Genomic DNA, 26,577 nt, shown 5'->3' on the forward strand with positions numbered 1-26,577 from the left:
TTGCTGTCCCCCGCCAAAGAAGGTGGAGAAGATGTCTCCAAAATCACTGAAGCCCCCTCCACCACCAAATCCTGCTTGAGGTCCAAGGTCATACTGTTGACGTTGAACAGGGTCACTCAGCACCTCATAGGCGTGAGTAACCAGCTTGAACTTCTCCTGTGAGGTCTCGTCAGGGTTTACATCTGGGTGCAGTTCACGCGCTAGACGTCGATACGCCTTCTTAATATCTTCTGGGCTCGCGTCACGAGAGACACCGAGCACGTCGTAATGATCAGCCACGAAGGCAATCTCCTTTGGTTTGAACGTTATTGAGCGTCAAGGACGCGTGTGAGGTATCGAGCAACTGCCCGAATTGAAGCGATGTTGTTGGAATAATCCATACGAGTAGGACCAAGCAGACCTAGAGTCGCTGACTCCCCAGCGGAGGTGTATCCCGTGGCGAGAAGACTTGTTTGCTCTAAACCAGAATTACTGTGTTCCCGACCAATGCTGACAGCCACCTCGTGAGCGTCAGCCTTCATCTCGGTCAGGAGCTTGAGAAGGATGACCTGCTCTTCAATTGCATCAAGCACAGGATAAATACTGCCGTGGAAATCTTCCTCAGTACGCACCAAATTAGCGGTACCCGCCATAACCAACTTCTGCTGTCGATTTGCTTGGATGCTGTCACTCAGCGCAGAAGCAATGTGGCTTGTTGCAGAAGACAGGTGCGGAGAAACCGATGTGGACAAAGAAACAACTGATTCAGCAAGTTCTGTGAGAAGCTTTCCCGCAACTTGAGCATTGATTGTTGAGCGAAGCTCTGACAAGTCTGCTTCTGTCAGGTCAGTTTCGAGATCGAGCAATCTCTGTTCGACGCGGCCATTATCGGTGATGACAATACAGAGCGCGCGTAGATTCCCGAGTGAGACGAGTTCGATATGACGAACACGAGTTGCTCCCAGAGTGGGGTATTGAACTATTGCAACCTGGTTTGTGAGCTGCGAAAGAAGACGAACCGTTCGCCCGAGGAGTTCATCAAAATCTACTGATTCATCGAGAAAGTGATCGATGGCCTGTTTCTGAGCAGTACTGATGTGCTTGACCTCAGCAAGATGGTCAACGAAGAGTCGATAGCCCTTATCAGTTGGAACTCGACCGCTCGAGGTGTGGGGAGCAACAATGAGCTCTTCTTCCTCCAGCAGGGCCATGTCGTTGCGAATGGTTGCTGCAGAAACACCAAATTGATGACGATCCACAATTGCTTTGGAACCTACTGGTTCTCGTGAAGATACATAGTCCTGAACAATTGCTCGAAGGACTTCAAGACCGCGTTGAGAAACCATGCAATCCTCCTTCAATTCATCGCTGGCACTCGACCATTCTGAGTGCTAATACTACCGCGAGTTAGCCCAGTCTGCTGAGTTAGGAGAAGGTAAGCCTGCGCACAACTTCATCTGCACGAAGTCGTCCTGCAACAGTAAGCACGAGGTTGTGTTTGAGCGCGAAATGACCGTCAATAAGTCCATCAGCGATGAGTCCAGCAACTATTTCCGGTTCGAATTCGAGGGTAGAAATCCCCTCACGAATTCGACTACCCAGAAGTACTCGTTCGAGTGCAACCGCTTCCACATCGGGTTGTTCCCACCCTGCAGCAGGTGATTGACCCAGAGCAAGACGTTGAGCATAAGCAGCTGGGTGCTTCAGATTCCAAAACCTGGTTCCGCCAATATGTGAATGAGCTCCTGGTCCGTAACCCCACCAATCGTTTCCTTGCCAGTAGGTGAGGTTGTGAACCGAGCGTTGCTCTAAAGACTTTGACCAGTTACTGACTTCGTACCACTGAAAACCAGCAGCTTTAAGAAGTTCATCAGCTAATTCATACATATCGGCTTCGAGATCGTCATCCGGTACTGGCAATTCACAACGACGTATCCGTCGCTCAAGAGCTGTACCGTCTTCGACAATGAGCGCGTAGGCAGAAATATGCCCAGTATTCAGTGAGATTGCTGCTTCCAGAGATTGGCGCCATTGATCAAGCGTCTCCCCTGGCGTTCCATAAATGAGGTCAATACTGACTTCTAAGCCAACTTCATGTGCTGCCTGGACTGCGGCGGAAACAGAAGCTGGGTTGTGCGTTCGGTCGAGAGTTGCCAATACAGAGGGAACAGCTGATTGCATCCCTAAGCTGAGGCGTGTAAATCCAGCTTCAGCAAGAATTTCCACATATTCAGGAGTTATCGTGTCAGGGTTCGCTTCGGTAGTGATTTCAGCACATGGTTCAAGTCCATGTTCGTTGCGCACCAGCTCGAGTGCCCTCACAAGATCTGTTGCCGGGAGGATGGTTGGTGTTCCTCCCCCAAAAAACACTGATGTGAGCGGTCTCTTTGGCACACCTGCACGAGTCAACACTGACCCAGAGAGTTCTATCTCACGAGAAAGCTCATCGATATATGTCGATTGTGAGGTTCCTCGGAGTTCTGAAGCGGTGTAGGTATTGAAATCGCAGTATCCGCAACGCACACGACAAAACGGAACGTGAATATATGCACTCATGGTGCGACTGTCGGCACCGACATTGACTCCACGTGGCAATGATCCATCAGCTGGCATGTCATTGCCTTCCGGCAGCAGCCCAGCCATGGTTTATGCAGTACGTGCAGGAAGTAAAGAGCGAACGTATTGACGACGCTGGAGCCACTGACGCAAACGAATCAAAGGTGTGAGGTAGAAATACTTCCTACCCTCTGCAATGGCGGTCACAGACCGAACGACAGACCACACAGAATCGTCGTCACGCCATTCAACGCTAAAGAATTCTTCACCGATGACCGGTTCGTAGTCCAAAGTGCCGAGGGCATAACCCATGCGTCGTTCTTCACGAACAACATAGATGACGCGGTGACTTGTTGTGAGCTCAGAGGGACTCCACAACTTGGCAAGTTCAACAGTCGTACCAGCGGATAAATAGGGGGTTCCATCTGGAGCAAATAATTGATCCAATGCATCGGCAGTTGGAGGTAAGGGGGCACCAAACTCGTTGAAGAGCAATCCGTTATACCCCTCGGAGTGTGCTTCATTGACTGAGACGACCTCGAGATGTGAGCCTTTGGGAACTCCCCAGGTCATCAAAGCAGCTGTTGCCGTGTCAAAACGTTCTTGACCGCTTCCGAGGCGAAATTCAGACTGTGCTGAACGAAAACCAGCTGGTGGGAAGACGAGAACATCTGCTGCCTGCGTCGCGCCGACTGAGCCATAGCTCACGGCGCGATCCCCACTGAAATTGGATCGGCGTTGTGTTTCAGACATTATTTCTTTTTCACTTCTTCATCGCCTTGAAGCGCAGCAATGAAGGCTTCTTGTGGAACCTCAACGCGACCGACCATCTTCATGCGCTTCTTACCTTCCTTCTGCTTTTCCAGAAGTTTGCGCTTACGGGTGATGTCACCGCCGTAGCACTTAGCAAGAACGTCTTTACGAATAGCAGAAATGGTTTCGCGGGCAATGATTCGCGCACCAATAGCTGCCTGAATAGGGACTTCAAACTGTTGACGAGGAATGAGCTTCTTCAGTCGCTCCGTCATCATGAGGCCATAGGCATACGCCTTGTCCTTGTGAACAATCGCACTAAATGCGTCTACTTGTTCACCCTGGAGAAGAATGTCTACCTTGACGAGGTCAGAGTCCTGTTCACCAGCTTCTTCATAGTCCAGGGAGGCATACCCTTGGGTGCGACTCTTGAGGTGGTCGAAGAAGTCAAACACGATCTCTCCCAGAGGAATCTCGTATTTCATCTCAACACGGTCTTCTCCGAAGTACTCCATGCCCAGCAGGTTTCCGCGGCGACTCTGGCACAGCTCCATGATGGTGCCAACGTAATCCTTAGGAGTCAAAATACCTGCGCGCACCAAAGGCTCAGAAACTCGAGTGATCTTTCCGGAAGGGTACTCACTCGGGTTGGTGACGGTGACGGTCTTTTTGTCCTCGGTCGTGACCTCGTACGGCACAGACGGCGCTGTGGCAATGAGGTCGAGTCCAAACTCTCGTTCGAGGCGCTCAGTAATGATCTCGAGGTGAAGGAGCCCGAGGAATCCACAACGGAACCCAAATCCCAGTGCAACAGAGGTCTCTGGTTCATAGTTCAGCGAAGCGTCAGAAAGCTTGAGCTTGTCTAGGGCTTCACGCAAAACGGGGTAATCCGAACCGTCAATGGGATAGAGACCGGAGAAGACCATGGCCTTCGGGTCGGTGTAACCCGGAAGAGCTTCTGTTGCGGGCTTAGCAAAGTCAGTAACGGTGTCACCGACCTTGGACTGACGGACATCTTTCACGCCAGTGATGAGATAACCCACTTCTCCCACACCAAGGCCCTGGGAAGGGATGGGTTCAGGTGAACTCACCCCGATTTCGATGAGTTCGTGAGATGCCTTGGTGCTCATCATCTGAATACGTTGTCGGGGCTTGAGAGCTCCATCAATAACACGAACGTAGGTAATCACTCCGCGATATGCGTCGTAGACGGAGTCAAAAATCATGGCGCGAGCAGGAGCATCTGCATTGCCGACAGGTGCTGGTATCTTCTCCACTACGAGGTCCAGCAATTCCGCAACACCCATGCCTGTCTTACCTGAGACACGCAGGACGTCTTCTGGCTTGCCACCAATGAGATCTGCCAGTTCTTTGGCATATTTCTCTGGGTCAGCAGCAGGAAGATCAATCTTGTTGAGCACTGGAATGATGGTGAGGTCATTCTCCATCGCCAGATACAAGTTTGCGAGAGTCTGCGCTTCAATTCCCTGTGCTGCATCGACAAGAAGAATTGCACCTTCACACGCAGCCAAAGAACGGCTGACTTCATAGGTGAAGTCAACGTGACCGGGTGTATCAATCATGTTGAGGGCAAAGGTCTCACCATTGAGTTCCCAGGGCATACGAACTGCCTGGCTCTTGATGGTGATGCCACGTTCACGTTCGATATCCATGCGGTCTAGATACTGTGCACGCATGGAACGGTCATCTACGATGCCGGTGATCTGAAGCATGCGGTCAGCAAGGGTCGACTTGCCGTGGTCTATGTGAGCGATGATGCAAAAGTTGCGAATCTTCGCTGGGTCAGTTGACGCAGGCTGCAGTGGTTTCGTAGCACGAGGAGACATAGAACCTCTAGTCTCCCACGAACTGCGACACAGTTTTAGCAACTGCCACACTTACTGGTAGTGTTGGTTCTTGGCTTACGTGTAGTCCCACCTACACGATTCGTCGCGAAGAGCCCTCTACCTCTGGTGCGACACAATCCAAACGTACAAACATCGAGTGAAAGACACGGTTAACGTGGCAAACATTAAGTCGCAGATCAAGCGAATTGGCACCAACGCAAAGGCAACTGAGCGCAACAAGGCTGTGAAGTCAGAGGTTAAGACCGCTGTCCGTGCAGCTCGCACCGCAGTTGCAACCGGAGACAAGGCAGCTGCTGAAGCAGCCCTGAAGACCGCAGGCAAGAAGCTTGACAAGGCAGTAAGCAAGGGTGTTCTTCACAAGAACAACGCCGCTAACCGCAAGTCAGCTATTGCTAAGAAGGTTGCTGCTCTCTAAGCACACTTTATGAATATGGCCTCCACGATTGTGGGGGCCATATTTGTTTAAGTGCTCCGGCTTAGCGTCTGCCATAACTGGCGACGACATTGACCATGCGCTCCAAGGCATAAATGGGGTCCCGAGAAGCACCCTTAACGTTGGCGTCTGTTTGAGCAATCACTTCAATGGCATTACCCAGGCCCGTTTCACTCCAGCCCGATAGATCTTTCCGAGCTCGATCGATTTGCCAGGGAGCAGCGCCCAATGCGCCAGCAAGCTCACCAGAACCTCGACGTTCACCATAGAGTTTGGCCATCAGTCTCAACTTGGCAGCAAATGTGGCCACAATCGGCACGGGGTCAGCACCAGACTGTAAAGCGTGACGCAACGTAACTAAGGCGTCACCTAGGCGTCCTGCTACTGCAGAGTCGACCACTTTGAACGCAGTTGCTTCGATACGACCACCGTAGTAATCCTCAACGGTCCTGTCGGTAATGTCTCCATCTGCATCAGCGATGAGTTGCTGACAAGCATTAGCGAGTTCTGAACCTGACCCAGAAAATGCTTGAACAAGTGAACGGAGTGCACTTGGAGCAATTTTGCGTCCGGCAATTCTGAATTCATTGCCGGCAAAATCGAACTTGTCGTTATCGCTCTTGAGCTCTGCGCACACAATTTCGACAGCACCGCCCGTGCCTGCACGTAGAGTATCGAGCAGTTTCTTACCGCGCACTCCCCCACCGTGCCGCAACACTACGGTGGTGTCAGGGTCGGGAGACTCTGCATAATCCAGCATTTCTAGAAGAAATTCATCGTTACATTTTTCAACGTCGCTCACACGAATCAATCGAGGTTCGCCGAACAATGACGGACTGGCCAACGTCAACAATTCACCAGGAACATAGCTGCTGGCATCCAAATCACTGACTTCTAAGGACGCATCTGCATCTCGAAGAATTTCACGGATTCGCTGTGTAGCGCGGTCAGCTAAGAATCCTTCGGCACCGCTGACAAGCACGATGGGAGCAGGTTTAGCGTTGTTCCATGAGAGTTGCTCAATCGCAATCTTTGCCTTACCTGCCATGGTTTTAGCCTAATGCTCAGTCCAGACACTCAACCCCGTCGAACTTTCGCTAATTAGAATCAATCCATCCTGATCCGTCCGAGGTGTAAGAGCTCCAAACTGGCTGAGTATCTCGAGAGTTTCTCGCCGTGGGTGCCCATAATCATTGTCTCTACCGACCGAGAAGATGCCTATCTGAGGTTGTATCTGTTCATACAAACTTGAGCTCTGATCTGCTGAACCGTGGTGCGCAACTTTCACAACGTTAACTTGAGGCAGATGAACTGTGCTCATCATGGCCAACTGAGCTTCTTTGCCAAGATCGCCCAGAAACAGTGCCTTAAACCGTGGGAAAGTTAACAACAGAGTTACAGAACCAGGATTTCCCACCTCCATTAGAGGGTGACGTTCATCCGGCCACAGAACTTGCCACTGCGCTTCACCCAATGCACCTGTAAGACCTTGCGTTCCTCTGTGCAGTGAAGCTCCCGAACGCGCTAGTTCAGTTAGCAGTCCTTGATCCTCCGCGTTTTCTGGTTTGCCTACAACTGCGACATCAACTTTCCCTAATACGGCTTCTAATCCACCCACATGATCTTTATCAAAATGGGTAAGAACCAACAGGTCGATATGAGTGATTCCGAGCTGTTCCAGGCAATGTCTGAGGGGCTCGGGGGTTCTACCAACATCAATAACCGCAATACGTTCCTCGCTTCTGAGGACTAATCCGTCACCTTGACCAACATCGCAAGCGGCAATGCTCCAATCGGGCGGAATACTTGCGGTGAAACGTAGCCCACTCATTACTGAAGTAATAGTCAAAGTGATAACGGTGACAACGACACTCACTGCCAGAGTGTTCCTCACTCGTTTCTTCGACGAGAGCAACATCAGCAAAATCACTACAGAAACAAAAGCTGCAGTGATTGCCCCAACCGGACCAGAAATCCAGGGAAGTTGCGATTCAGGGAATCGGGAGAGAACTGTTGCGGTTTGACCGATCCATTCAGCGGGTAGCCACGATAACCACAGCAGAGGGAAAGTTACACCGGGTATCCACCACGTCAACAAACATCCTGCAAGGCCAATGACGGTGGCTATCGGTGCCGCTGGTGCAGCAATGACATTTGCCAGCACTCCATAGGTAGGAAGTTGTGGATTCAGCAAAATAATGAATGGCTGACACATCAATTGAGCCGAGAGTGGAATAGCTATCACGGTGGCAAGCCATAGCGGTAACCATCTATTCAAACTTGAAGCAAGTGGCCCTGAAAAGAGGAGCAGTCCTGCGGTTGCCGAAACTGAAAGTATGAATCCGTAATCTATGGCCCACCAGGGATTCCACATCAGCATCAAGAGAGTCGCGAAAGCTAACAGTGGTATTCCAGAACCTGGTCTTCCGCTAAACAGTGCAATCATCACGACTACTGCCATCACCGCAGCGCGAAGAACGCTGGGTTGAGGCGTGACCAATATGACAAATGCAACAAGAGCACAAACTGCTATGACAAGGCGAACCCGCCGACCAGCCCCACACAGCGCAGCAATAGCCATCACACTTGCTGTAACAATGGCAATGTTCGCCCCAGACACTGCAGTGATGTGAGTCAACGACACCGTTTTCATTGAGTGTGAAAGGTGTTCACTAACTCTGCTGGTGTCTCCAATCGCTAATCCCGGTATGAGCTGACCACCGAAACTTGGAAGCGTGGATGCCTCATCTAAGAAGGCATTTCTCAGGTGTTCCGCCCAGGTTAACCACCAGGGGATCTCTATGGGCGGCGTCTTCTCCCAGGGGAGAACATCAACATGATGGGGTAATTGGATTAGCCAAGAGAACAAGACAGCTGAGGAAGTAAGAACTGTGAGACCAAGTATCGGGAGCCTTTTCAGCGTTAAGCAACCTGAAAGCGCAATGACTGCTAGAAAGCTATAATGACTAGTTGACGGGCTGAACTGAGCAATCTCAATATTCAGAACAACAACGAGAACACTCCAGCCCACGAGGACGGGGATGGAAAGACGGAGATCCGCCTCAATTCTGAACTTGTTCACAATGAAACGAGATCTTTGATTCCGGCAAACAATTTGTCACCTATACCGGAGACCTCGTTGAGCTGATCGACAGAAGAAAAGCCATTGTTACTATCTCGCCACTGGACGATTCGATCGGCAAGAGTCGGTCCTATGCCCGGCAATGAATCAAACTGCTCTGCAGTTGCCTGATTCAACGACACCAAAGAACCAGTTGCACTTCCCTCACCAGTGGCACACCCTGCTTGCTGAGAGGAAATGACTATTTGTTCACCATCTCTGACTTCTCGTGCGAGATTTATCCCACACTCAGAAGCCTGAGGACTTAATCCCCCAGCTGACATGACAGCGTCAATAACTCGAGAACCACTCTCTAGTTCGTATATGCCTGGACTAGTCACTTCTCCAATGACATGGATAAGTACCGTCCCCAAAGGGCTTGTCTCTTCCTCGGTTGTGACTAATGGTGACGCAGTGAGATCGAGTGGAACGTGAACTTGATTGCCGGCTGAAGCAATTGTTGACGACAGAATCGCAATAACTACGATGGCTAATCCAGCGCAGGTGGCAGCACCTACGGCAACTCGTACTCTGATTCGACGAGATGAATTTTCTTGGAGGAAAACATCAGATTGTGATGCATCATCCAATCCAGCTAAACGCCTGAATTGATCACCTAACCACGACATGTGATGAGAGTAATTATTCAGAATGCGAACACATCCAGGTTTTTGAAGAATGTGAGTAGACCTGCCGCTTTACTCGGGGTGGAGAACTACAGGCGAGCCCTGAAGCGGGTGTTGAGACAAACCAATACGGTGAATACGTGAGCATCGTGTCCAACGTCCAGACAAAGAAGCGCATTCCGTTTCTGCAGTTAGCCAAGACAATCATTGCCACGCTTTTGGCTTGGTTTGCTGCGTTGTGGGTTTATCCCAACGAGCAACCCATCTTTGCGGCGATAGCGGCAATCATTGTCATCCAACCCAGCATTAACCAGTCGCTGGGAAAAGCTATCGAACGAAGCACAGGCGTCGTTCTCGGTGTGGCCATCGCTTTGGGCGCAAGCCTCATCTTCGGCAACCATAGCTGGCTCGTACTTGCCGCAATTATGGTGGCCTTTATTGCGGGCTGGTTATTCAAATTCACTCCTGGCACAGCCAATCAAATTGCCATCAGCGCCATGTTGGTCATTGCAATTGGATCTGCAACTCCTGAATATGCAGCAGGGCGGATTGTGGAAACCCTCATTGGTGCCTCCATTGCCTTTATTGTCAATGCGGTGATCGTTCCACCTGTAGCGATTGGACCATCTCAACAAGCGATTGCTGAGTTAGGCGCCAATATTGCCGAAGTACTTGAAGACATTGGAAGTGTGCTTCGCAGAGAGACAAGCTACGAAGTCTTGTCCAATATCAATACCCGTGCACGCAACCTCAGACCCCAACTAGATAAAGCACAAGCGACTTTGCGTTCAGCACAGGAAAGTCTTCGTTTCAATGTATTCAAGGGAACGCACGGCAAAGATCTTGATGCACAGCAACTGCTTCTTGAACAACTCGCTGTTTTAGTGACCAGAACTATAGGTGTTGCCCGAGGTGTTCGGGACAACTATGACGAAACAGTTATTGCCGAACCAGGAATTGCTCAGATAGCGGAAGAATTCATGCGTTCAGGACATGACCTGAGACTGCTCGTCCGGGATGCTGGTCTTCCTGCCATGAAACAAGCCCATCCAGATACGCAAGAAATGCCAGCACTGACTGAACCCATCAGGCTGAGCCCACCGTCTGGATATAACTGGATCTTGATTGGTTTCCTCATGGAAAACCTTCGCCGTATTCGTGACGAAATTACGGGCACGGGCGACTAATACGTCACCCGGATAAAGCAGCGCTCATCACAGGGTGGCATCCAGGAATTTGCCTCAGGGAAGAGTTCCCGTCGCAAAGTTAATACTCTCCGCACTGAATCATCAAGTTGTTCCTGAGAAATCTGCCCCGACTGAACAGCCGCTGACACACCCGCAACGATTGCTCCTGGATCAAAATCTGGACCTGGGACATAGAGCAAGACGTCATTGCCTGCAGCTAACGCAGAGACCGCGTTCGTTACGCGGTTTTCATACTCGGGAAGACGTGAGTGTTCTATCATCGTCATGTCGTCAGTAATGATGACACCCGTGAAACCCATCTCTTCACGAAGAATCTTGTGCCATAGAGGCGACAACGATGAAGGCAAGGAATCCACGGCCGGGAAGGCTAAGTGGCCAAACATCACCATTGAGCTTCCAGCATCAATACCGGCTTGAAAAGGGATCGCATCGGTGGAGAGCCATTGGTCATACGTCAGTGGAGATGTGGGAACACCAATGTGGGAATCTCCAGGCGCACTGCCATGACCGGGGAAATGTTTGATGGTGCTCATCACCGATGAATCTTCACCCGTGACGGCAGCTGCCACTCGTTCAGCCGTAGCAGCGGCATCTGCTCCAAAGGAACGACCATAGATGAAGGATTGCGGGTCGCTAGAAACATCTGCCACCACGCCGAAGTTCAGATTCACTCCAACACTCTTAAGTAGCTCACCGCGCGAAGTGAATGAAGTCAATGTGGATGAAACAGGCTCATTGCGCAAGGTGTCAGCGCCGGGAAAGTTGTCATAAGGCAAGCGCTTAATCAGCCCACCTTCTTCGTCAATTCCAATCAAACGAGGAAGCTCTCTAGAGCCAGATATCGCTGAAGTAATGCCTAGAAGTTCACCTGAGGTCTCGGGCACATTGCTGCCCATGACGATGAATCCACCAAGTTCATTAGACGAGACGAAAGACTGCAATGCAGCAGGATCTGTTCCTGGTTGATTGGCCATGATGAGCGAGCGAATCTTTTGCTCGAGTGTCATGTTCGCAAGAGTCTCTTCAACGTAGAACTCAAGGGGGTGAACGCCCCAAGGTTCAATGACGGGACGAGAGTAAATCTGGGTGTAGTTCTGGGGATTACCCACCCGATCGATGGCGGGCTGTGTAAACGCTAAAACGGTCATGAACGCCGTCACGAGTGTTCCCGCTATGACAGCAAACCAGAGTGCTACTGGATGCTTGGGCTTGGCCATGTTTGGAGTTTAGCTAGGCGAGGGAGAGAAACAGCTTTTCGAGCTCCGCAACGGTCGGCGCGTTCTCTTTTGTTTCACCTGAGGCCATGCACTCCTGCATCGCCTTCGCAATGATGGCAAAACCAGCCTTATCAATAGCACCTGAAACGGCTGAAAGCTGCGTGACCACTGCACGACAATCTCCGCCTGCTTCCACAGCTGTAATCACAGCTGCCAGCTGACCTTGAGCTCGCTTGAGGCGATTGACTATTGCCTTGTGTTCTTCGGGTGTTACGTCAGTCATTTCTGATCTCCTTTCGAGGCCATGCCAGCCTTCCACGTGAGATAGCCACCGTTGAGGTTGACTACGTCAATTCCTTCTTGCGCCAAGATGCGCGCAGCTGTGTGACCACGCTGACCAACTTGGCAGTACACCACTACTTTCTGACCCGATAGTTCTCTGACGTGCTCGCGGAGAACATCGAGTGGAAAATTGAGGCTTCCTTCAATATGTCCGTACTTGTATTCGCCCTCGGTCCGAACATCAACAAGCACAGCACCCGAATCCAGTGCACTATCGAGTTCATGCCACTCAATGACCTTGGTCAGACCCTCTGCAATGTTTCTATTGACATACCCGAGCATGTTGATGGGGTCTTTGGCAGAACCGTGTTGGGGATCATAGGCAAGTTCTAATTGAGCAAGATCACTAGCAGTGATTCCCGCAAAGATTGCTGTTGAAATGACGTCAATGCGCTTATCCACACCGTGACCGCCCACAGCCTGGGCACCGAGAATGAGATCAGTTTCAGGATCCACAATGAGCTTGAATCTCATGGTTTGTGCACCTGGATAGTAGGCAGCATGATCTGCGGGATGGGTATGGATTACTCGGACAGGACGTCCAGCTGCACGTAATGCCTTTTCGCTCCAACCCACTGTTGCGGCCACAAAGCCATCGAAGGAAAGAATGGATGTTCCCAGTGTTGGAGTTGCGGGAACAGTGCGTGCCCCGGCAATCGCGTTCGCTACCGAGTGGCCATGTCTATTAGCCAATCCTGCAAGGGTGGCAAGCCGCTCATCACCAGAAATCGCATCAATCTTTTCTGCAGCATCACCGACAGCAAAGATATTGGGATCTGAAGTCCGCTGTTCGTTATCTACCCAAATTCCACCGTTGTGACCGATTTTGAGTCCAGCTTCTTCAGCAAGATGAACCTCTGGCTTCACACCCAGTGCTGAGAAGATGACATCGGTGCTGATAACTTCTCCATCCGCAAGGGTTACGCTGTTTCGCGTAAAAGAAGTGATGGAACTCTCTAAACGAAGATCAACCCCCGATGCGCGCACTCGTTGGGCAACCGCGATAGCAAGCTCTGGGTCGAGATAGCTCAACAGCTGTTTGCCGCGATGAATGAGAGTGACTTTCATTCCTCGTTTGATGAGATTCTCTGCAAGCTCGAGACCGATAAATCCCCCACCAAGAATCACGGCATGTTCAGGGTTGGGATACAACCACGCAATGGCCTTATCCATGTCTTCCACTGTGCGCATGGCCAAAATCCACTTGGCATCTGGACCTTCAGGCATGGTGGCTTTGGCACCTGGTGAAAGGACGAGATAGTCATACTTTTCGACGTAGGTTACTTTCCAGACCCTGTCATATATGGTGACAGTTTTGGACTGACGATCAATCGAGAGAACTTCATGACGGACGCGGACGTCCAAGTTGAATCGAGCACCCAACGTAATGGGGTTTTGAAGAATGAGAAGCGATCGCTTTTCAATGGTTTCACTCAGGTGATAGGGCAAGCCACAGTTCGCATAGGAGACATAACCACTGCGTTCGAGCACCAGAATGTGTGCCGTCTCGTCGAGACGACGCAGACGAGTAGCTGCCGACATTCCGCCAGCAACACCACCAATAACCACGATTTTTTTGGGCCGAACCATGATTACAGCATATACCCCTAGGGGTATCGTTACGAGTTATTACTTCTCCATCTCAGCGAGCAATTCACGCACACGTGGAACAACAACTTCCCCATAGAGACGAATGCTGTTCATCAAGTGTTCGTGGGGCAAAGTGCCCAAACTGTATTTGAGGTCAAATCGTGAAACACCAAGCCCATGAATACTTCGAGCAAGTTTTTGGGCAACAGTTTCAGGTGATCCAGCAAAGAGAGCACCTTCAGGGCCAGCTTCATGCTCAAATTGAGCACGGGTCAGAGGCGGCCAACCACGACTACGACCGATGCGTTCGTGCATGACTTGGTAGTGCGGGAACATGAGGTTCTTCGCCTCATCATCGGTTTCGGCAATAAATCCTGGAGAGTGTTGACCTATAGGAAGAGTCTCTAACTCGAGTTGAGCAAGAGCTTGGTGATACAGATCAACATAAGGACGAAATCGCAGCGGGTCTCCCCCAATAATGGCCAGCATCAGGGGCAAGCCGTATTGAGCTGCACGAACAACAGACTGTGGGCTACCACCCACACCAATCCATGTCTTGAGTTTTCCGCCTTCAACGGTGGGATAAACAGTTTGCTCGTTCAAAGTCGGACGAATTGTTCCCTGCCAGGTAACTGGCCCGCCCTGAACAAGGTGGGCGAATAGATCGAGTTTCTCCTCAAAGAGCTTTTCGTAATCTTGAAGATCAAAACCAAACAAGGGAAAAGACTCGGTGAAAGAGCCTCGCCCCACAATCACTTCAGCACGGCCGTTAGAGACGGCATCTAACGTGGCAAACTTCTGGAATACACGAATGGGGTCATCAGAACTCAGCACAGTCACTGCCGAGCCCAGGTGAATATTCTTTGTTTGACTAGCAATTGCTCCGAGGAGAACTTCTGGAGAGGAAACAGCGAAGTCATCTCGGTGGTGTTCACCAATTCCAAAGAAATTCAGACCTACCTCGTCAGCCAATACAGCCTCTGCTGCAACGTTTCGGAGCACTTGGGCATGCGAAACAGGCTTACCATCTAGATCAACCGTGACATCACCGAATGTGTCTAAACCGAATTCAACGTCGTGTGCCACGTGGAGCTCATTTCTCATGCAGATCTGAATACTTGTTCAGGATAAGTGAAATACAGCAAGTTCTATTCCCACACCGGCTTGTTATGCCAGACTAGGTAATGGAGATATCCAAAGACGGGTATCTCTTTCCATTCACAACGGATCGTCCGGCACGTACCTGCCGGTGAAGGAGCAGTAAAAGTCATGGCTACAGTTACATTTGATAACGCCACTCGCCTCTACCCCGGCACCACAAAGCCCGCGGTAGACAAGATCAACCTCAAGGTTGAAGACGGCGAATTCCTCGTACTTGTCGGACCCTCGGGTTGCGGTAAGTCCACTACCTTGCGCATGCTCGCAGGCCTCGAAGAGGTCAACGGCGGTCGCATCCTCATTGGTGACCGCGATGTCACTGACGTTCCACCAAAGGACCGCGACATCGCCATGGTATTCCAGAACTACGCTCTGTACCCCCACATGACCGTGGCAGAAAACATGGGCTTCGCGCTCAAGATTGCCGGCGTCAAGAAGGAAGAGCGCGCAGAGCGCGTTCTTGAAGCAGCAAAGCTTCTTGACCTCGAGCAGTACCTCGACCGTAAGCCCAAGGCTCTTTCTGGTGGTCAGCGTCAGCGTGTAGCTATGGGTCGCGCTATCGTGCGCAAGCCACAGGTATTCCTCATGGATGAGCCACTGTCGAACCTGGACGCCAAGCTTCGTGTTCAGACTCGTACTCAGATCTCTTCACTCCAGCGTCGTCTGGGTGTCACCACTGTTTACGTGACCCACGACCAGGTTGAAGCCCTCACTATGGGAGACCGCATTGCGGTTCTCAAGGATGGTCTGCTTCAGCAAGTTGGTACTCCTCGTGACCTCTACGAGCGTCCTGCAAACAAGTTCGTAGCAGGCTTCATTGGCTCCCCCGCCATGAACCTGTTCCCCTCAAAGGTTGTTTCGGGTGGTGTTGAATTCGGTAACACCGTTGCCAAGGTTGACGCTGAAGTAACCAAGAAGGCTACTGGAGCTGTCACTGTTGGTATTCGTCCCGAAGACCTCACCGTGAACAAGGACAAGGGCCTGAAGATCAAGGTTGATGTTGTTGAGGAGCTCGGTGCAGACGGTTACCTTTACGGTCACGTCACCATCGATGGCACCGAGCACAACATCACTGTTCGTGTTGATGGTCGCGACCACCCCATGCGTGGTGACGAAGTATTCGTCCTTCCCACCGAGAAGCACATCCACGTCTTCGACGCAGAATCCGGTGAGCGTCTTTCAGGAGCAGTAGCTCTCTAGATATTCACCTGAATCTACTGGATTCACAAAACCATTTGGTGCAATGTTGCCCGCGATCAGATCACTGGTCGCGGGCAACTTACTTAACAAGAGAGATTGATAGATGAGTGGTTCACTCAACATCACCGCTGCGACAGTAGAACCAGGCCTGTTAGCTCTACCCTGGGATATCCCACTGGAAAACTGGCCAGACGACACCATCACAGCACTACCCAAAGGCATTTCTCGCCACATTGTGCGTTTTGCTCAACTCGACGGCTACGTCATCGCTATCAAAGAGACCACAGATGAAATGGCCCAGGGCGAATATGACATGTTGCGCAATCTGCAAAAGATTGAAGTTCCCTGCGTTGAACCTGTTGCTGTCATTCAGGGACGTACGGATATTGAAGGCAACCCACTGCCTTCTGCACTCGTGACGCGTCACCTCAAGTTCTCAATGCCCTTCCGCGCGCTCTATTCGACCACTCTGCGTCCCGAAACTGCCCAACGCCTGGTGGACTCCCTTGCCTTGCTCTTGGTTCGCCTCCACAACGTGGGCTTTTTCTGGGGAGACGTTTCCCTCTCCAACACCCTCTTTCGTCGTGACGCAGGGTCGTTCGCTGCGTATCTGGTTGATGCCGAAACAGGCCGCCTCTATGACAGCTTGACCAAGGGTCAGCGTGAACATGATTTGGAGATTGCTCGGGTCAACATTGCCGGTGAACTCATGGACATTCAGGCAGGCGGCAAACTCGATGCAGCAATTGATCCGGTTGCCACCAGTGACCGCATCATGGCCAGTTACGACACTCTGTGGCACGAACTCAACGATCCAGAGCTTCTCGAACAAAACGAACTCTGGAAGATCAACAAACGTGTTCAACGATTGAACGATTTGGGCTTCGATATTGAGGAGCTCTCCATCAAGACTGATGCTGATGGCACCAAGGTGAAAATTCAACCCAAGGTTGTGGACTCAGGTCACCATGCCCGCCGATTGCTTCGCCTCACCGGTCTCGACACCGAAGAAAACCAAGCCCGACGCCTCCTCAATGACCTGGACTCCTACGCAGCAACTGTGAGTCTTCTCAATCTTGATGAAGAGGTAGTGGCTCATTTGTGGCTCACTCGTGTCTTCGAGCCTGTCATTCGCACTGTCCCCGAAAACCTCGACAGCAAGTTAGAACCAGCTGAAGTGTTCCACCAAGTATTGGAACACCGCTGGTTCATGTCGCAAGAACAAGCTCGTGACGTCCCTCTCAACGAAGCGGTTCGTGACTACATCGAAAACGTTCTCCAATACCGCAGAGACGAAGAAGTTGTGATTAACCCTCCCACGGGGACCTTCACAGCAGCCGTTGACATCATTCGAGATGAGGACGATTTCGAATACAACGACGAACCAATGCCCCCTCGTGGTGCTGATGAACCTGTTCGTGATTGGCGTGACCTGGTTTAGCCTGTAGTCATGCGTGCCGCCGTAGCCACCAGCCAAAACCATGACAATCCCCTTGCAGGTTTGCACCTGCAAGATGTGCCTGAACCCGAAGTTCCGCCAGGATGGGCAAAAGTTCGTCTGGTCACAGCCTCACTGAACCCCCATGATGTGTGGACTTTGAGAGGGGTGGGTCACCCCGCTGAACGCATCCCCATGATTTTGGGCTGTGACGGAGCTGGTTACACAGACGATGGCAAGCCCGTCATCATTTATCCCGTCGTTGCCGATGCAGCTCGAGGCATGGGTGACATGACCATGGATCCTCAGCGTTCCATCATTAGTGAGCTCTATAACGGCACTTTCGCTGACTACATTGTGGTTCCAGAAAGCAGTTTGGTGCCCAAGCCCGAATGGTTGAGCTTTGAGGAAGCTGCTGCCATGGGTATTGCGTGGGGAACCGCCTACAGAATGCTGTTTTCGCGTGCAGGACTCAAAGCAGGAGATCGCGTTCTTGTTCAAGGCGCATCTGGGGGCGTAGCCAGCGCTGCGATATCGCTCGCTAAAGCCGCAGGAGCAACTGTCTATGTCACAGCGCGTGATGAACGTAAACGTCAGTTTGCGCTCGATATAGGCGCTGACGCTGCTTTTGAACCAGGAGCCCGACTCCCTGAGCGCGTCGACATCGTGGTGGAGACCGTAGGAGAGGATACCTGGTCACACTCGCTCAAATCTCTGCGCCCGGGCGGCACAGTAGTGATTTGTGGAGCGACCAGTGGCCCCAATGCGAATGCAGACCTCAACCGTGTTTTCTACCAACAACTCAGCATTATTGGCTCCACTACGTGCACGTTGGCGGAGTTCTATAAATGTCTTCGTGTGATGGAAGAATCCGGTGCACGACCTGTAATTGATCACAGTGTGACGCTGGAAAACATTCACCAGGGTTTTGAAGCACTGATTTCTGGGGACAATCTTGGAAAAATTGTTGTCCAGATCAGCGATGAACAATAAGTTCTAAAGAACTTTCTTCACCACAGAGGACTTCAGCTGCATCTGGCCGAAACCGTCAACCTTGCAGTCGATGTCGTGGCCGTCTGACGCACCAGGAACCAAACGAATATTGCGCACCTTGGTGCCCACCTTGATGTCTTGAGGGAAACCCTTGACCTTAAGCCCCTTGACCACGGTTACTGTGTCGCCGTCAGCAAGAATGTTGCCGACAGAATCTTTGATGATGGAGGAGTCATTAGCCTCATCTTCTTCAGGGTTCCACTCATGGGCACACTCAGGGCAAACCAGTAGTGCACCCATCTCGTAGGTGTATTCACTTGAACAGTGTGGGCAGGGAGGCAGAGTTTCTGACATGACATTCCTTTGAACCTCGAAAACATATCACGTAGCCTTGCAACATGAAGATAGCCCTCGCCAATGACCATGCAGGACTCGCACTCAAAAACGAGATTGCGACCTGGCTCACCGCTCAGGGGCACGAGGTTATCGACTTCGGCACTGACAGTTCAGATCCCGCTGACCTACCCGATCACGTTTATCCCGCTGCACGAGCAGTTGCAACAGGAAAAGCCGACAGAGGAATCTTTGTCGACGGTGTTGGATATGGCTCTGCCATGATTGCCAACAAGGTCAACGGAGTTTATGCAGCAGTCTGCCAAGATTCATTCTGTGCAGAACTAGCACGGAGTCACTCCGATACCAATGTGTTGTGTATCGGCGGAAAGATTATTGGCTCAGCTATCGCTATGGAGATTGTTCGTGTCTGGATGACAAATGAGTGGTTGGGAACTTCCGATGAGAAGTATTCCCGACGTGTCGCCAAAGTAGTCGAAATAAATGACGAGAATCTGAAACCAGTTGAGTAAATAAGAAAATCCCTGCCTTTACAGGGATTTTTCTTTGTGGATCTGAGGGGACTCGAACCCCTGACCCCCTGCATGCCATGCAGGTGCGCTACCAGCTGCGCCACAGACCCGTAACCTCGCAATATCTGCGAGACAACTTGTTTAGATTACTACATCAGGACTGTGCTGAACGAACTCAAGAGGGATTGCAGGGCAGTCCTTCCATAGACGCTCAAGTCCGTAATACATGCGTTCTTCTTCGTGGAAGACGTGAACAACCAAGTCACCGAAATCGAGAAGAATCCAACGACCTTCAGCACGACCTTCACGACGAATAGTTTTCACGCCAGCTTCGATCATCTTGTCTTCGATTTCGTTAGAAATCGCGATGACGTTGCGCTCATTGCGACCAGTAACAAGAAGGAAGATATCGACCAGAGGCAGTGGCTCAGAGATATCGAGCGCAACTTGATCGAAGCCACCTTTGTCATCTGCTGCTTGTGCAGCAATTTGGAGCAAACGGTGAGCGTTTTCAGTAGCAGCCAATTAGAACAGTCCTAAGAAATAACCGGCAACGAATAGAGCAACCACTCCGACAGCCAAACCGGCAGCTGTGATGGAGAGGATGAAAGGGAGGCGTTCATTCATGCCACGAGGAGTTGTGACGACGCTGTTGGAGATGTTGTAAGCAGAGACGGCTGTTGCGGCAGATACAGGTGCCATTCCCTGGGTTGGGGCTACTTCTTCGTCATCTTTGATGACATCAATATCTGAGGTGTCTAGGTTTTCTAAGTTTGCACCCACCTGAGAAACAGAAGACGGAATCAGGATGGAGCCTGTAATCACGATTTCGCCGGTGGGGTTAATGGGAGCGATTGATCCTGTGGTCTCAGGAAGAGTCGGAAGAATCAGAGCATTGCTGATGACGGAAATAGATCCGGTCGTTGCGGGAACAGAATTGGCGAGGTTGCCGTATTCAATGTTGACCTCACCGGCTTCGACAACTGCTTCAGCTGCCGCAACAGCTTCAGCGATAGCAATCGCGGCAGTTGCTTCAGAAATAGTCTGTGGTTCTACTTCTTCTTCGTACTCATCATCGTCGACGGTATCCAATTCTTCGACAACAAGTTCTTGCGAAGTTTCCTCTTTGACGGATGCTGCGGCTGTAGCTGCGGCTGCGGCTGCGGCGATGGCTTGTTCTTCTTTTTCGAGCGCAATTCGTGCCTGTTCGGCTTCGAGTGCTTCTTGTGAAACTCGAGCAGCTTCGCGTTCTGCAGCGAGCTCAGTTTCACGAGCTTCGGCAGCAGCAAGAGCTTCTGCTTCACGTGTAGCTAATTCGGCTGCATCGGCTTTGCTTTGTTCTCGAGCATCTTCTTCCGCGGCCTTTATTGCTGCCTTTTCAACAGTGAGTGTTTCAGCAGCGGCAGCTGCGGCAGCTTTAGATTCAGCAGCGGCAGCAATCTTCTCTTGTTTGGCAGCAAGAGCTTGAGCTTTCTTTTCTTTTCGAGCAAGTCGTCGCGCTTCACCCTTGGTAGGGCCGGTGGGCACGTCGGAAGTCTCAACAGAAACAAGTGAATCGAAGCCTGAGGTAACAATCTCACCGGTCTGATCAGAAACCGCGGCGAGTGTCTCCTCCACCGCAGATAGCGATCCAGAATCGAGTGCTGGAGCAACGGCAAGAGGTTCAATGGGGCCAGTTTCTGCCGAGGTAACTGGAACAGAAACGGGAGGGATAGAAGTCTGTTCAACTACTGACTGAACTGGAGCAACAATTTCTTCAGCAGGTTCTTCAACAGGAGCAATGTGCTCTTCAACAACTTCAGCTTCGAATGCCTTGGCAGCAGCAGCTTCTGCCTGTGCTTCAGCTTTCGCAGCTGCAGCCATTTCAGGAGTGATGACGGGCATCTGTCCTGTGGCAGCAATGTATTCGACAACAGCTGCGTCCGGGTCGATTCCACGGGCTTCCAGCTCACGACGTGCCTTGCGCGAGAGGTCACCGAATTCGTTCAACACGATGTCGGGAGTATCACCACTCACGCATTTCTCCGATACAACTGATGTTCTTCAATAAATTCAGCGACGTTGTCTGGAACAAGACCTTCAAGAGATTGTCCGTTCACAATTCGTTCACGACACTGCGTGGACGAAATAGGCAAAGCCGATATTTCTAGCAAGTTTACGCTGGGTGAAAGCTTTGCGGGAACTTCTGGCTGTGTGCCGTGGCGAGAAACCACAACAAAGGTGGCAAATTCACCTAATTCTTCATAATTTTTCCAGGATTGAATTCCTGCAAAAGCTTCGTCTCCCACGATAAAAAATAGCTTCGCACCGGGATAGAGCTTGGATAAATCACGAAGAGTGTCAATCGTGTAGGTGGGGCCTGGTCGATCAATATCTACTGAACTCACAGAGAAGTGTTGACTGTCTTCGAGAGCCAAAGAAACCATGGCTAGCCGCTCCGCAGGAGTTGCTTCTTCGTCTTTGTGCCAGGGATCACCCGCAGGAACAAACAGGACGTGATCCAAGTGAAGACCCTCAAAAACCGCTTCTGCAACAGCAATATGGCCGTTTTGAGGTGGATCAAAAGTGCCGCCTAGGACACCGATACGTGTTTCCTGACCGTCAACGGTCATGGTGAACGTTCCTAGTGGTGTGCTGCGTGGTCGCTCGCGTCAGACCACTTCTGACGGTGACGTGCTGCAACATCTTTGTAGCTGTAGGTAACCAGACCAAGGAAGGTGAAGAAACCGGCTGCAATGATGGCGAAAGCAATTGCTGGAATGACCAGGGGGAAGCTCTCGTGACCTTCGGCGTTTGCCAGAATTTCTACTGTGTTCATTGTTACTCCACGTGTGTGTTGACTACTTCTAAAGTCTAGTGGCGAATCTGACCAGAACCGCGGACCAACCACTTGGTCGAGGTGAGTTCAGGAAGCCCCATAGGACCACGGGCGTGAAGTTTCTGGGTAGAGATTCCCACTTCTGCACCAAAACCGAACTCTCCCCCGTCTGTGAACCGTGTTGAGGCATTGACCATCACAACAGCAGCGTCTACTTCAGCAAGGAACTTATCTGCTTGCGCAACGTTGTTGGTCAGGATTGACTCGGTGTGCTTGGTTGAGAATCGACGAATATGGGCAATTGCTTCGTCAAGATTTGAAACAACTTTGACGCTCATCTCAAGAGCCATATGTTCGGTTGCGTAATCCTCATCGGTCGCCAAACCGATGGTGGGGAATATCTCACGAGCTCTAGCGTCACCCTTCAGAGTAACTCCCGCATCAACAAGGCGAGTCAGAATCGGTGGCAATGCTTCTTCAGCAATGCTGTCCACCACAATCAGCGTCTCGAGAGCGTTGCAGACGCTGGGCCGTTGAACCTTTGAGTTGTGTGCAATCTCGACTGCTTGAGCAATATCTGCGCTCTCATCAATAACCAGGTGCACCACACCAGCACCTGTTTCAATAACAGGAACCTTGGACTCGAGAACAACCGCGTTGATGAGGTTTGCTGAGCCTCGAGGAATAAGTACGTCTACGTATCCGCGAGCAGCCATGAGCTGAGTCGCACCTTCACGTCCAAGCTCATCAATACTTTGAACTGCTTCGGCGGGAAGACCAGCAGAAACTAGTGCTTTTTGAATGAGTGAGACAGTGACCGTGTTGGTGTTCTCGGCAGCAGATCCACCGCGAAGAACAGAGGCATTACCGCTTTTGATGCACAGCGCAGCAATATCAACGGTCACATTGGGACGAGCCTCATAGATTGCTCCCACCACGCCAAAAGGCACGCGAACCTGGCTGAGGTGAATGCCATTGGGCATGTCATTGCCGCGCACCACAACACCAACTGGGTCTGGCAAGGAAATGACATCACGCACAGCATTGGCAAGTGATGTGAGACGCTCTGGTGTGAAACGGAGGCGGTCCAGTAATCCTTCGGCCATGCCGCTGGATTCGCCCGCCTCGATGTCAAGGGCATTAGCCGCCAAGATGGCACTGTGGTTGGCATCAATCACTTCAGCAATAGCAGCAAGTGCGTGGTTCTTTTGCGCTGTGGTCAGGGTTGCCAGAGCGCGTGAAGCTATCTGAGCAGCTTCGAGCTTGGTTACCAGCGCAGCGGAGAGTGATGAGGATGCCATGAGTCAATGCTACCCAAGCAAGAATTACTCAGATGCGGCGTCGAACCACGTACCGACGTTATCGCCGCGCAGGGCTGAAGCAACAAGTGCAGCATTGGTAATGAGAACAGCTGTTCCAGACTCTGCAGCAAACTGCGCAGCAGCTGCCTTGGTTCCTGCTCCCCCGCTGCCCACACCTGCCGAGCCAATCGAACCAAACTCGACATGGTCGAGAAGGTGACCATAAGGAACCAGCTCGATACGTTCTGCACCGGGCACTGTAGGTGGCTTCGTGTAAATACCGTCAACATCTGAGAGCAGCACGAGAACATCTGCATTCACGAGCTTGGCTACGAGTGCTGCCAAGTGATCGTTGTCACCAAAACGAATTTCTTGGGTCGCAACAGTGTCGTTCTCATTCACGATGGGAAGCACACGAAGTTCCAGAAGTTTTTCCATAGCAAGAGCAGCGTTGGAACGGGTGCTGTCATTCTCGAAATCACCAGATGTCAGAAGGACTTGGCCAGCAACAATGTTTGAGTGATCAAGAAGCTCTTGGTAACGAACCATGAGACGACTCTGCCCCACTGCAGCAGCAGCTTGGAGAGTAGGCAAGTCAGTAGGGCGAGAAGTCAGGTTGATGTATGGGAAACCGGTGGCCATGGCGCCAGAGGAAACCAGAACAACCTCGGTGCCACGACCGTGAGCTTCAGCAAGTGCTTCCACCAGTGTCTTGATCTGGTGAGCGTTCTCTCCACTGATGGAGGAAGAACCCACCTTGACCACAATCCTGCGGGCAGCAGGAATATCTTGACGGCTACTAACTCTCATCTGCTATCTCGTCATCTACCTGCCACAGACCAGCATCACGTTCACGAACGAGCTCTTCACGAGCTTCCTGCTTGGCATCCATCAGGTCGTAGTACTCATCACGACGTTCCTTGTTGGTACGTCGGTTGTTTTGGTTCAAACGGTCGTCAGTTCCGCGAGGACCGGTCATCAACTCTGCTGCGGAAGTCATCGTGGGTTCCCAGTCGAAGACCAAACCATTTCCCTCACCGATGATGACAGTGGAACCAGCAACGGCGCCCTTCTTGAAGAGCATGTCTTCCACGCCTGCCTTAGCGAGACGATCAGCGAGGTATCCCACAGCTTCTTCATTGTTGAAGTCGGTTTGTTCAACCCAACGCTCAGGCTTGGCACCGATAACACGGTAAATGTTTCCGCCAGATCCACCCTCAACGCGGATGATGTACCCCTGGTCATCTACCGCACGTGGGCGCAGCATGATGACAGGTACTACCTCGTTAGCAAGAGCTTCCTTGCGTCCTTGCTCAACGAGTTCAGCAAGTGCAAAGGAAAGCTGACGGAGTCCTTCGTGGGAGACGGCAGAAATCTCGAACACGCGGTAGCCACGCTCTTCGAGGTAGGGACGAACCATGTCTGCCAAATCTTTGGCATCAGGAACATCCACCTTGTTCAAGGCGATGAGTTGCGGACGCTCCAGAAGAGGAACCTGATCGGAGGGAACAGGGTAAGCAGCTAGCTCAGCAAGGATCACATCGAGGTCAGAAAGCGGATCGCGGCCTGGATCGAGGGTTGCACAGTCAATCACGTGCAAAAGCGCGGTACAGCGCTCTACGTGACGCAGAAACTCAAGGCCTAGACCCTTACCCTCAGAAGCACCTTCGATCAGTCCTGGGACGTCTGCGATGGTGTAACGAACTTCACCAGCCTGAACGACCCCCAAGTTGGGGTGCAAGGTGGTGAAGGGGTAGTCGGCAATCTTGGGACGTGCTGCTGAAAGAGCAGCAACCAAAGAAGACTTACCTGCAGAGGGGTATCCAACCAAGGCAACATCGGCCAAGGTCTTCAGCTCGAGCATGACATCGCCCTCGAAACCCTTAGTTCCGAGTAAAGCAAAACCTGGTGCCTTGCGCTTGGTCGAAGCTAAGGCAGCATTACCCAAACCACCCTGGCCAGCAGGAGCAACCACGACACGCATACCTGGAACGTTCATATCGGCAATGACGGTGCCATCGGGGTCTTTGACGACGGTTCCCACAGGAACAGAGAGAACGAGTTCTTCTCCCTTGAAACCCTGACGGTGATCGCCCATGCCAGGTCCACCGTGTGGAGAATTGATGTGAGGTGAGCGGTGGTAGCTCAACAAAGTGGTGACCTGAGGATCAGAGAAGAGAACAATGTCTCCACCGTCTCCACCGTTACCGCCATCAGGCCCAGCAAGAGGCTTGAACTTTTCGCGCTTGACTGACACACAGCCATTTCCACCGTGACCGGCTTTGAGGTGCAGGGTGACGTTATCGACAAACGTTGCCATGTCTGCTCCTTTTCTGCCGATGCTCAGGCGTAGATGTTGCGGATGTAAATAGGAAAAGGCGAGCTAAAAAGCTCGCCCTTCCTCTAAAGCTATTTGTACTGGTGTTAGACAGTCACAATGTTGACGACCTTGCGGCCACCCTTGTTACCGAACTCAACAGCACCAGCTGCGAGGGCGAAGAGAGTGTCATCGCCACCACGACCGACGTTTACGCCGGGGTGGAAGTGAGTGCCACGCTGACGAACGATGATCTCGCCAGCAAGAACCTTCTGACCACCGAAGCGCTTTACGCCGAGGCGCTGTGCGTTGGAGTCACGACCGTTGCGAGTGGAGCTCGCACCCTTTTTATGTGCCATCTGAGTCTCTCCTAGGCCTTACTTAATGCCGGTGATCTGAACGCGAGTGAGCTCCTGACGGTGGCCCTGACGCTTCTTGTAACCGGTCTTGTTCTTGTACTTCTGGATGATGATCTTGGGGCCGCGGAGGTCGTTGAGAACCGTAGCGGTTACCTTGACCTTTGCCAGCGATGCCTGGTCAGCAGTGATCTTGTCACCGTCAACGAGGAGAACTGCGGGAAGCTCGATGGAGCCAGACTTGTCAGCCTTTACACGGTCCATTGTGACAATGGTGCCGACCTCGACCTTTTCCTGGCGACCGCCGGAGCGCACTACTGCGTAAACCACTTTGCTACCTAATTTCTTAAAGCTAATGAATTGTTTCTGCGTTGATTTCCTGGGCAAACCGGACTATCCGCAGAAGATTGGGGCTGAAACGCTCAGAATCGAACGAG

28 protein-coding genes and 1 tRNA gene are annotated in these 26,577 nt (G+C 51.6%); 6 read left to right on the forward strand and 23 right to left on the reverse strand.

What is annotated here, in order from left to right:
• From RR877_RS06370 to lepA, 5 genes are all read right to left on the reverse strand, one after another.
• Positions 1-279 (reverse strand): DnaJ domain-containing protein (locus RR877_RS06370; protein WP_332627812.1); only part of this gene is annotated, 279 nt, incomplete at its 3' end.
• Positions 280-305: 26 nt separating this feature from the next.
• On the reverse strand, positions 306-1,325 hold the full coding sequence (hrcA, locus tag RR877_RS06375) for a heat-inducible transcriptional repressor HrcA (RefSeq protein WP_332550476.1): 1,020 nt from the start codon (positions 1,323-1,325) through the stop codon (positions 306-308).
• Positions 1,326-1,404: 79 nt separating this feature from the next.
• Positions 1,405-2,622, reverse strand: coding sequence for a radical SAM family heme chaperone HemW (gene hemW, locus RR877_RS06380; protein ID WP_332550477.1), 1,218 nt, complete (start codon positions 2,620-2,622; stop codon positions 1,405-1,407).
• 3 nt (positions 2,623-2,625) lie between these two features.
• Positions 2,626-3,288: a DUF1990 family protein gene (locus RR877_RS06385; RefSeq protein ID WP_332550478.1), complete on the reverse strand. Its 663-nt coding sequence runs from the start codon at positions 3,286-3,288 to the stop codon at positions 2,626-2,628.
• Positions 3,288-5,135: a translation elongation factor 4 gene (lepA, locus tag RR877_RS06390; protein ID WP_332550479.1), complete on the reverse strand. Its 1,848-nt coding sequence runs from the start codon at positions 5,133-5,135 to the stop codon at positions 3,288-3,290. The genes RR877_RS06385 and lepA overlap by 1 nt, the downstream gene beginning before the upstream one ends.
• Before the next feature lie 175 nt (positions 5,136-5,310).
• Between lepA and rpsT the strand changes: the two genes are divergently transcribed.
• Positions 5,311-5,571 carry a 30S ribosomal protein S20 gene (gene rpsT, locus RR877_RS06395; RefSeq protein WP_110233439.1) on the forward strand — a complete coding sequence of 87 codons (261 nt, stop codon included), beginning with the start codon at positions 5,311-5,313 and terminating at the stop codon, positions 5,569-5,571.
• Positions 5,572-5,632: 61 nt separating this feature from the next.
• On the opposite strand, the gene holA is transcribed toward rpsT, so the two are convergent.
• From holA to RR877_RS06410, 3 genes are read right to left on the reverse strand one after another with little or no spacing between them, the layout of a single operon-like run.
• Positions 5,633-6,637 carry a DNA polymerase III subunit delta gene (gene holA / locus RR877_RS06400; protein ID WP_332550480.1) on the reverse strand — a complete coding sequence of 335 codons (1,005 nt, stop codon included), beginning with the start codon at positions 6,635-6,637 and terminating at the stop codon, positions 5,633-5,635.
• A 9-nt stretch (positions 6,638-6,646) separates the two neighbouring features.
• Positions 6,647-8,671 (reverse strand): ComEC/Rec2 family competence protein, encoded by a 2,025-nt coding sequence (locus RR877_RS06405; protein WP_332618946.1) that lies wholly within the window; start codon positions 8,669-8,671, stop codon positions 6,647-6,649.
• Entirely contained in the window at positions 8,668-9,339 is a 672-nt protein-coding gene (locus RR877_RS06410; RefSeq protein WP_332618947.1) for a ComEA family DNA-binding protein, read from the reverse strand. The genes RR877_RS06405 and RR877_RS06410 overlap by 4 nt, the downstream gene beginning before the upstream one ends.
• 137 nt (positions 9,340-9,476) lie before the next feature.
• Between RR877_RS06410 and RR877_RS06415 the strand changes: the two genes are divergently transcribed.
• On the forward strand, positions 9,477-10,523 hold the full coding sequence (locus RR877_RS06415; protein ID WP_110233447.1) for an FUSC family protein: 1,047 nt from the start codon (positions 9,477-9,479) through the stop codon (positions 10,521-10,523).
• Here RR877_RS06415 and RR877_RS06420 read toward each other — a convergent pair.
• The 4 genes from RR877_RS06420 to RR877_RS06435 are packed head-to-tail and all read right to left on the reverse strand — an operon-like array spanning position 10,520 to position 14,797.
• Positions 10,520-11,761: a glycoside hydrolase family 3 N-terminal domain-containing protein gene (locus tag RR877_RS06420; protein ID WP_332618948.1), complete on the reverse strand. Its 1,242-nt coding sequence runs from the start codon at positions 11,759-11,761 to the stop codon at positions 10,520-10,522. The genes RR877_RS06415 and RR877_RS06420 overlap by 4 nt on opposite strands.
• A 13-nt stretch (positions 11,762-11,774) precedes the next feature.
• Positions 11,775-12,044: a metal-sensitive transcriptional regulator gene (locus RR877_RS06425; RefSeq protein WP_332550484.1), complete on the reverse strand. Its 270-nt coding sequence runs from the start codon at positions 12,042-12,044 to the stop codon at positions 11,775-11,777.
• The gene (locus RR877_RS06430) at positions 12,041-13,693 is read right to left on the reverse strand and encodes an FAD-dependent oxidoreductase (RefSeq protein WP_332550485.1); all 1,653 of its coding nucleotides are present in this window, start codon (positions 13,691-13,693) and stop codon (positions 12,041-12,043) included. Before RR877_RS06430 ends, RR877_RS06425 begins: the two co-directional genes overlap by 4 nt.
• 39 nt (positions 13,694-13,732) lie before the next feature.
• Positions 13,733-14,797 (reverse strand): LLM class flavin-dependent oxidoreductase, encoded by a 1,065-nt coding sequence (locus RR877_RS06435; RefSeq protein WP_332550486.1) that lies wholly within the window; start codon positions 14,795-14,797, stop codon positions 13,733-13,735.
• Between the two features lie 165 nt (positions 14,798-14,962).
• Here RR877_RS06435 and ugpC point away from each other — a divergent pair, with 165 nt between their 5' ends.
• From ugpC to RR877_RS06450, 3 genes are all read left to right on the forward strand, one after another.
• Positions 14,963-16,051 (forward strand): sn-glycerol-3-phosphate ABC transporter ATP-binding protein UgpC, encoded by a 1,089-nt coding sequence (gene ugpC / locus RR877_RS06440; RefSeq protein WP_332618949.1) that lies wholly within the window; start codon positions 14,963-14,965, stop codon positions 16,049-16,051.
• Between the two features lie 103 nt (positions 16,052-16,154).
• Entirely contained in the window at positions 16,155-17,492 is a 1,338-nt protein-coding gene (locus RR877_RS06445) for a DUF4032 domain-containing protein (protein WP_332550487.1), read from the forward strand.
• 9 nt (positions 17,493-17,501) lie between these two features.
• Positions 17,502-18,482, forward strand: a complete 981-nt coding sequence (locus RR877_RS06450) for a zinc-binding dehydrogenase (RefSeq protein WP_332627813.1) — start codon at positions 17,502-17,504, stop codon at positions 18,480-18,482.
• A gap of 3 nt (positions 18,483-18,485) precedes the next feature.
• Here the strand turns inward: RR877_RS06450 and RR877_RS06455 are convergent, their stop codons facing one another.
• The gene (locus tag RR877_RS06455) at positions 18,486-18,836 is read right to left on the reverse strand and encodes a zinc ribbon domain-containing protein YjdM (RefSeq protein WP_280800330.1); all 351 of its coding nucleotides are present in this window, start codon (positions 18,834-18,836) and stop codon (positions 18,486-18,488) included.
• A gap of 44 nt (positions 18,837-18,880) precedes the next feature.
• On the opposite strand from RR877_RS06455, the gene RR877_RS06460 reads away from it, so the two are divergent.
• Entirely contained in the window at positions 18,881-19,348 is a 468-nt protein-coding gene (locus RR877_RS06460; protein ID WP_332550489.1) for an RpiB/LacA/LacB family sugar-phosphate isomerase, read from the forward strand.
• Between the two features lie 37 nt (positions 19,349-19,385).
• Here the strand turns inward: RR877_RS06460 and RR877_RS06465 are convergent.
• From RR877_RS06465 to rplU, 10 genes are all read right to left on the reverse strand, one after another.
• Positions 19,386-19,458: transfer RNA gene (locus RR877_RS06465), tRNA-Ala, on the reverse strand.
• A 31-nt stretch (positions 19,459-19,489) separates the two neighbouring features.
• Positions 19,490-19,873, reverse strand: a complete 384-nt coding sequence (gene rsfS / locus RR877_RS06470) for a ribosome silencing factor (RefSeq protein ID WP_110233467.1) — start codon at positions 19,871-19,873, stop codon at positions 19,490-19,492.
• On the reverse strand, positions 19,874-21,364 hold the full coding sequence (locus RR877_RS06475; protein WP_280800328.1) for a hypothetical protein: 1,491 nt from the start codon (positions 21,362-21,364) through the stop codon (positions 19,874-19,876).
• Complete coding sequence (gene nadD, locus RR877_RS06480; protein WP_280802534.1) at positions 21,361-21,960, reverse strand: nicotinate-nucleotide adenylyltransferase; 600 nt, start codon at positions 21,958-21,960, stop codon at positions 21,361-21,363. The genes RR877_RS06475 and nadD overlap by 4 nt, the downstream gene beginning before the upstream one ends.
• 11 nt (positions 21,961-21,971) lie before the next feature.
• Positions 21,972-22,166, reverse strand: a complete 195-nt coding sequence (locus tag RR877_RS06485) for a hypothetical protein (RefSeq protein ID WP_110233473.1) — start codon at positions 22,164-22,166, stop codon at positions 21,972-21,974.
• Positions 22,167-22,201: 35 nt separating this feature from the next.
• Positions 22,202-23,467: a glutamate-5-semialdehyde dehydrogenase gene (locus RR877_RS06490; RefSeq protein ID WP_332551402.1), complete on the reverse strand. Its 1,266-nt coding sequence runs from the start codon at positions 23,465-23,467 to the stop codon at positions 22,202-22,204.
• 24 nt (positions 23,468-23,491) lie between these two features.
• Positions 23,492-24,277, reverse strand: coding sequence for a glutamate 5-kinase (gene proB / locus RR877_RS06495; protein ID WP_332551401.1), 786 nt, complete (start codon positions 24,275-24,277; stop codon positions 23,492-23,494).
• The gene (gene obgE / locus RR877_RS06500) at positions 24,267-25,787 is read right to left on the reverse strand and encodes a GTPase ObgE (RefSeq protein WP_280796306.1); all 1,521 of its coding nucleotides are present in this window, start codon (positions 25,785-25,787) and stop codon (positions 24,267-24,269) included. The genes proB and obgE overlap by 11 nt, the downstream gene beginning before the upstream one ends.
• Before the next feature lie 104 nt (positions 25,788-25,891).
• Positions 25,892-26,143: a 50S ribosomal protein L27 gene (gene rpmA / locus RR877_RS06505; protein WP_096381303.1), complete on the reverse strand. Its 252-nt coding sequence runs from the start codon at positions 26,141-26,143 to the stop codon at positions 25,892-25,894.
• 18 nt (positions 26,144-26,161) lie between these two features.
• Positions 26,162-26,470: a 50S ribosomal protein L21 gene (rplU, locus tag RR877_RS06510; protein WP_110233480.1), complete on the reverse strand. Its 309-nt coding sequence runs from the start codon at positions 26,468-26,470 to the stop codon at positions 26,162-26,164.
• Positions 26,471-26,577: the final 107 nt, after the last annotated feature.

Origin of the sequence: Aurantimicrobium sp., assembly GCF_036667855.1 — a bacterium.
In the GTDB taxonomy this organism is placed as follows: domain Bacteria; phylum Actinomycetota; class Actinomycetes; order Actinomycetales; family Microbacteriaceae; genus Aurantimicrobium.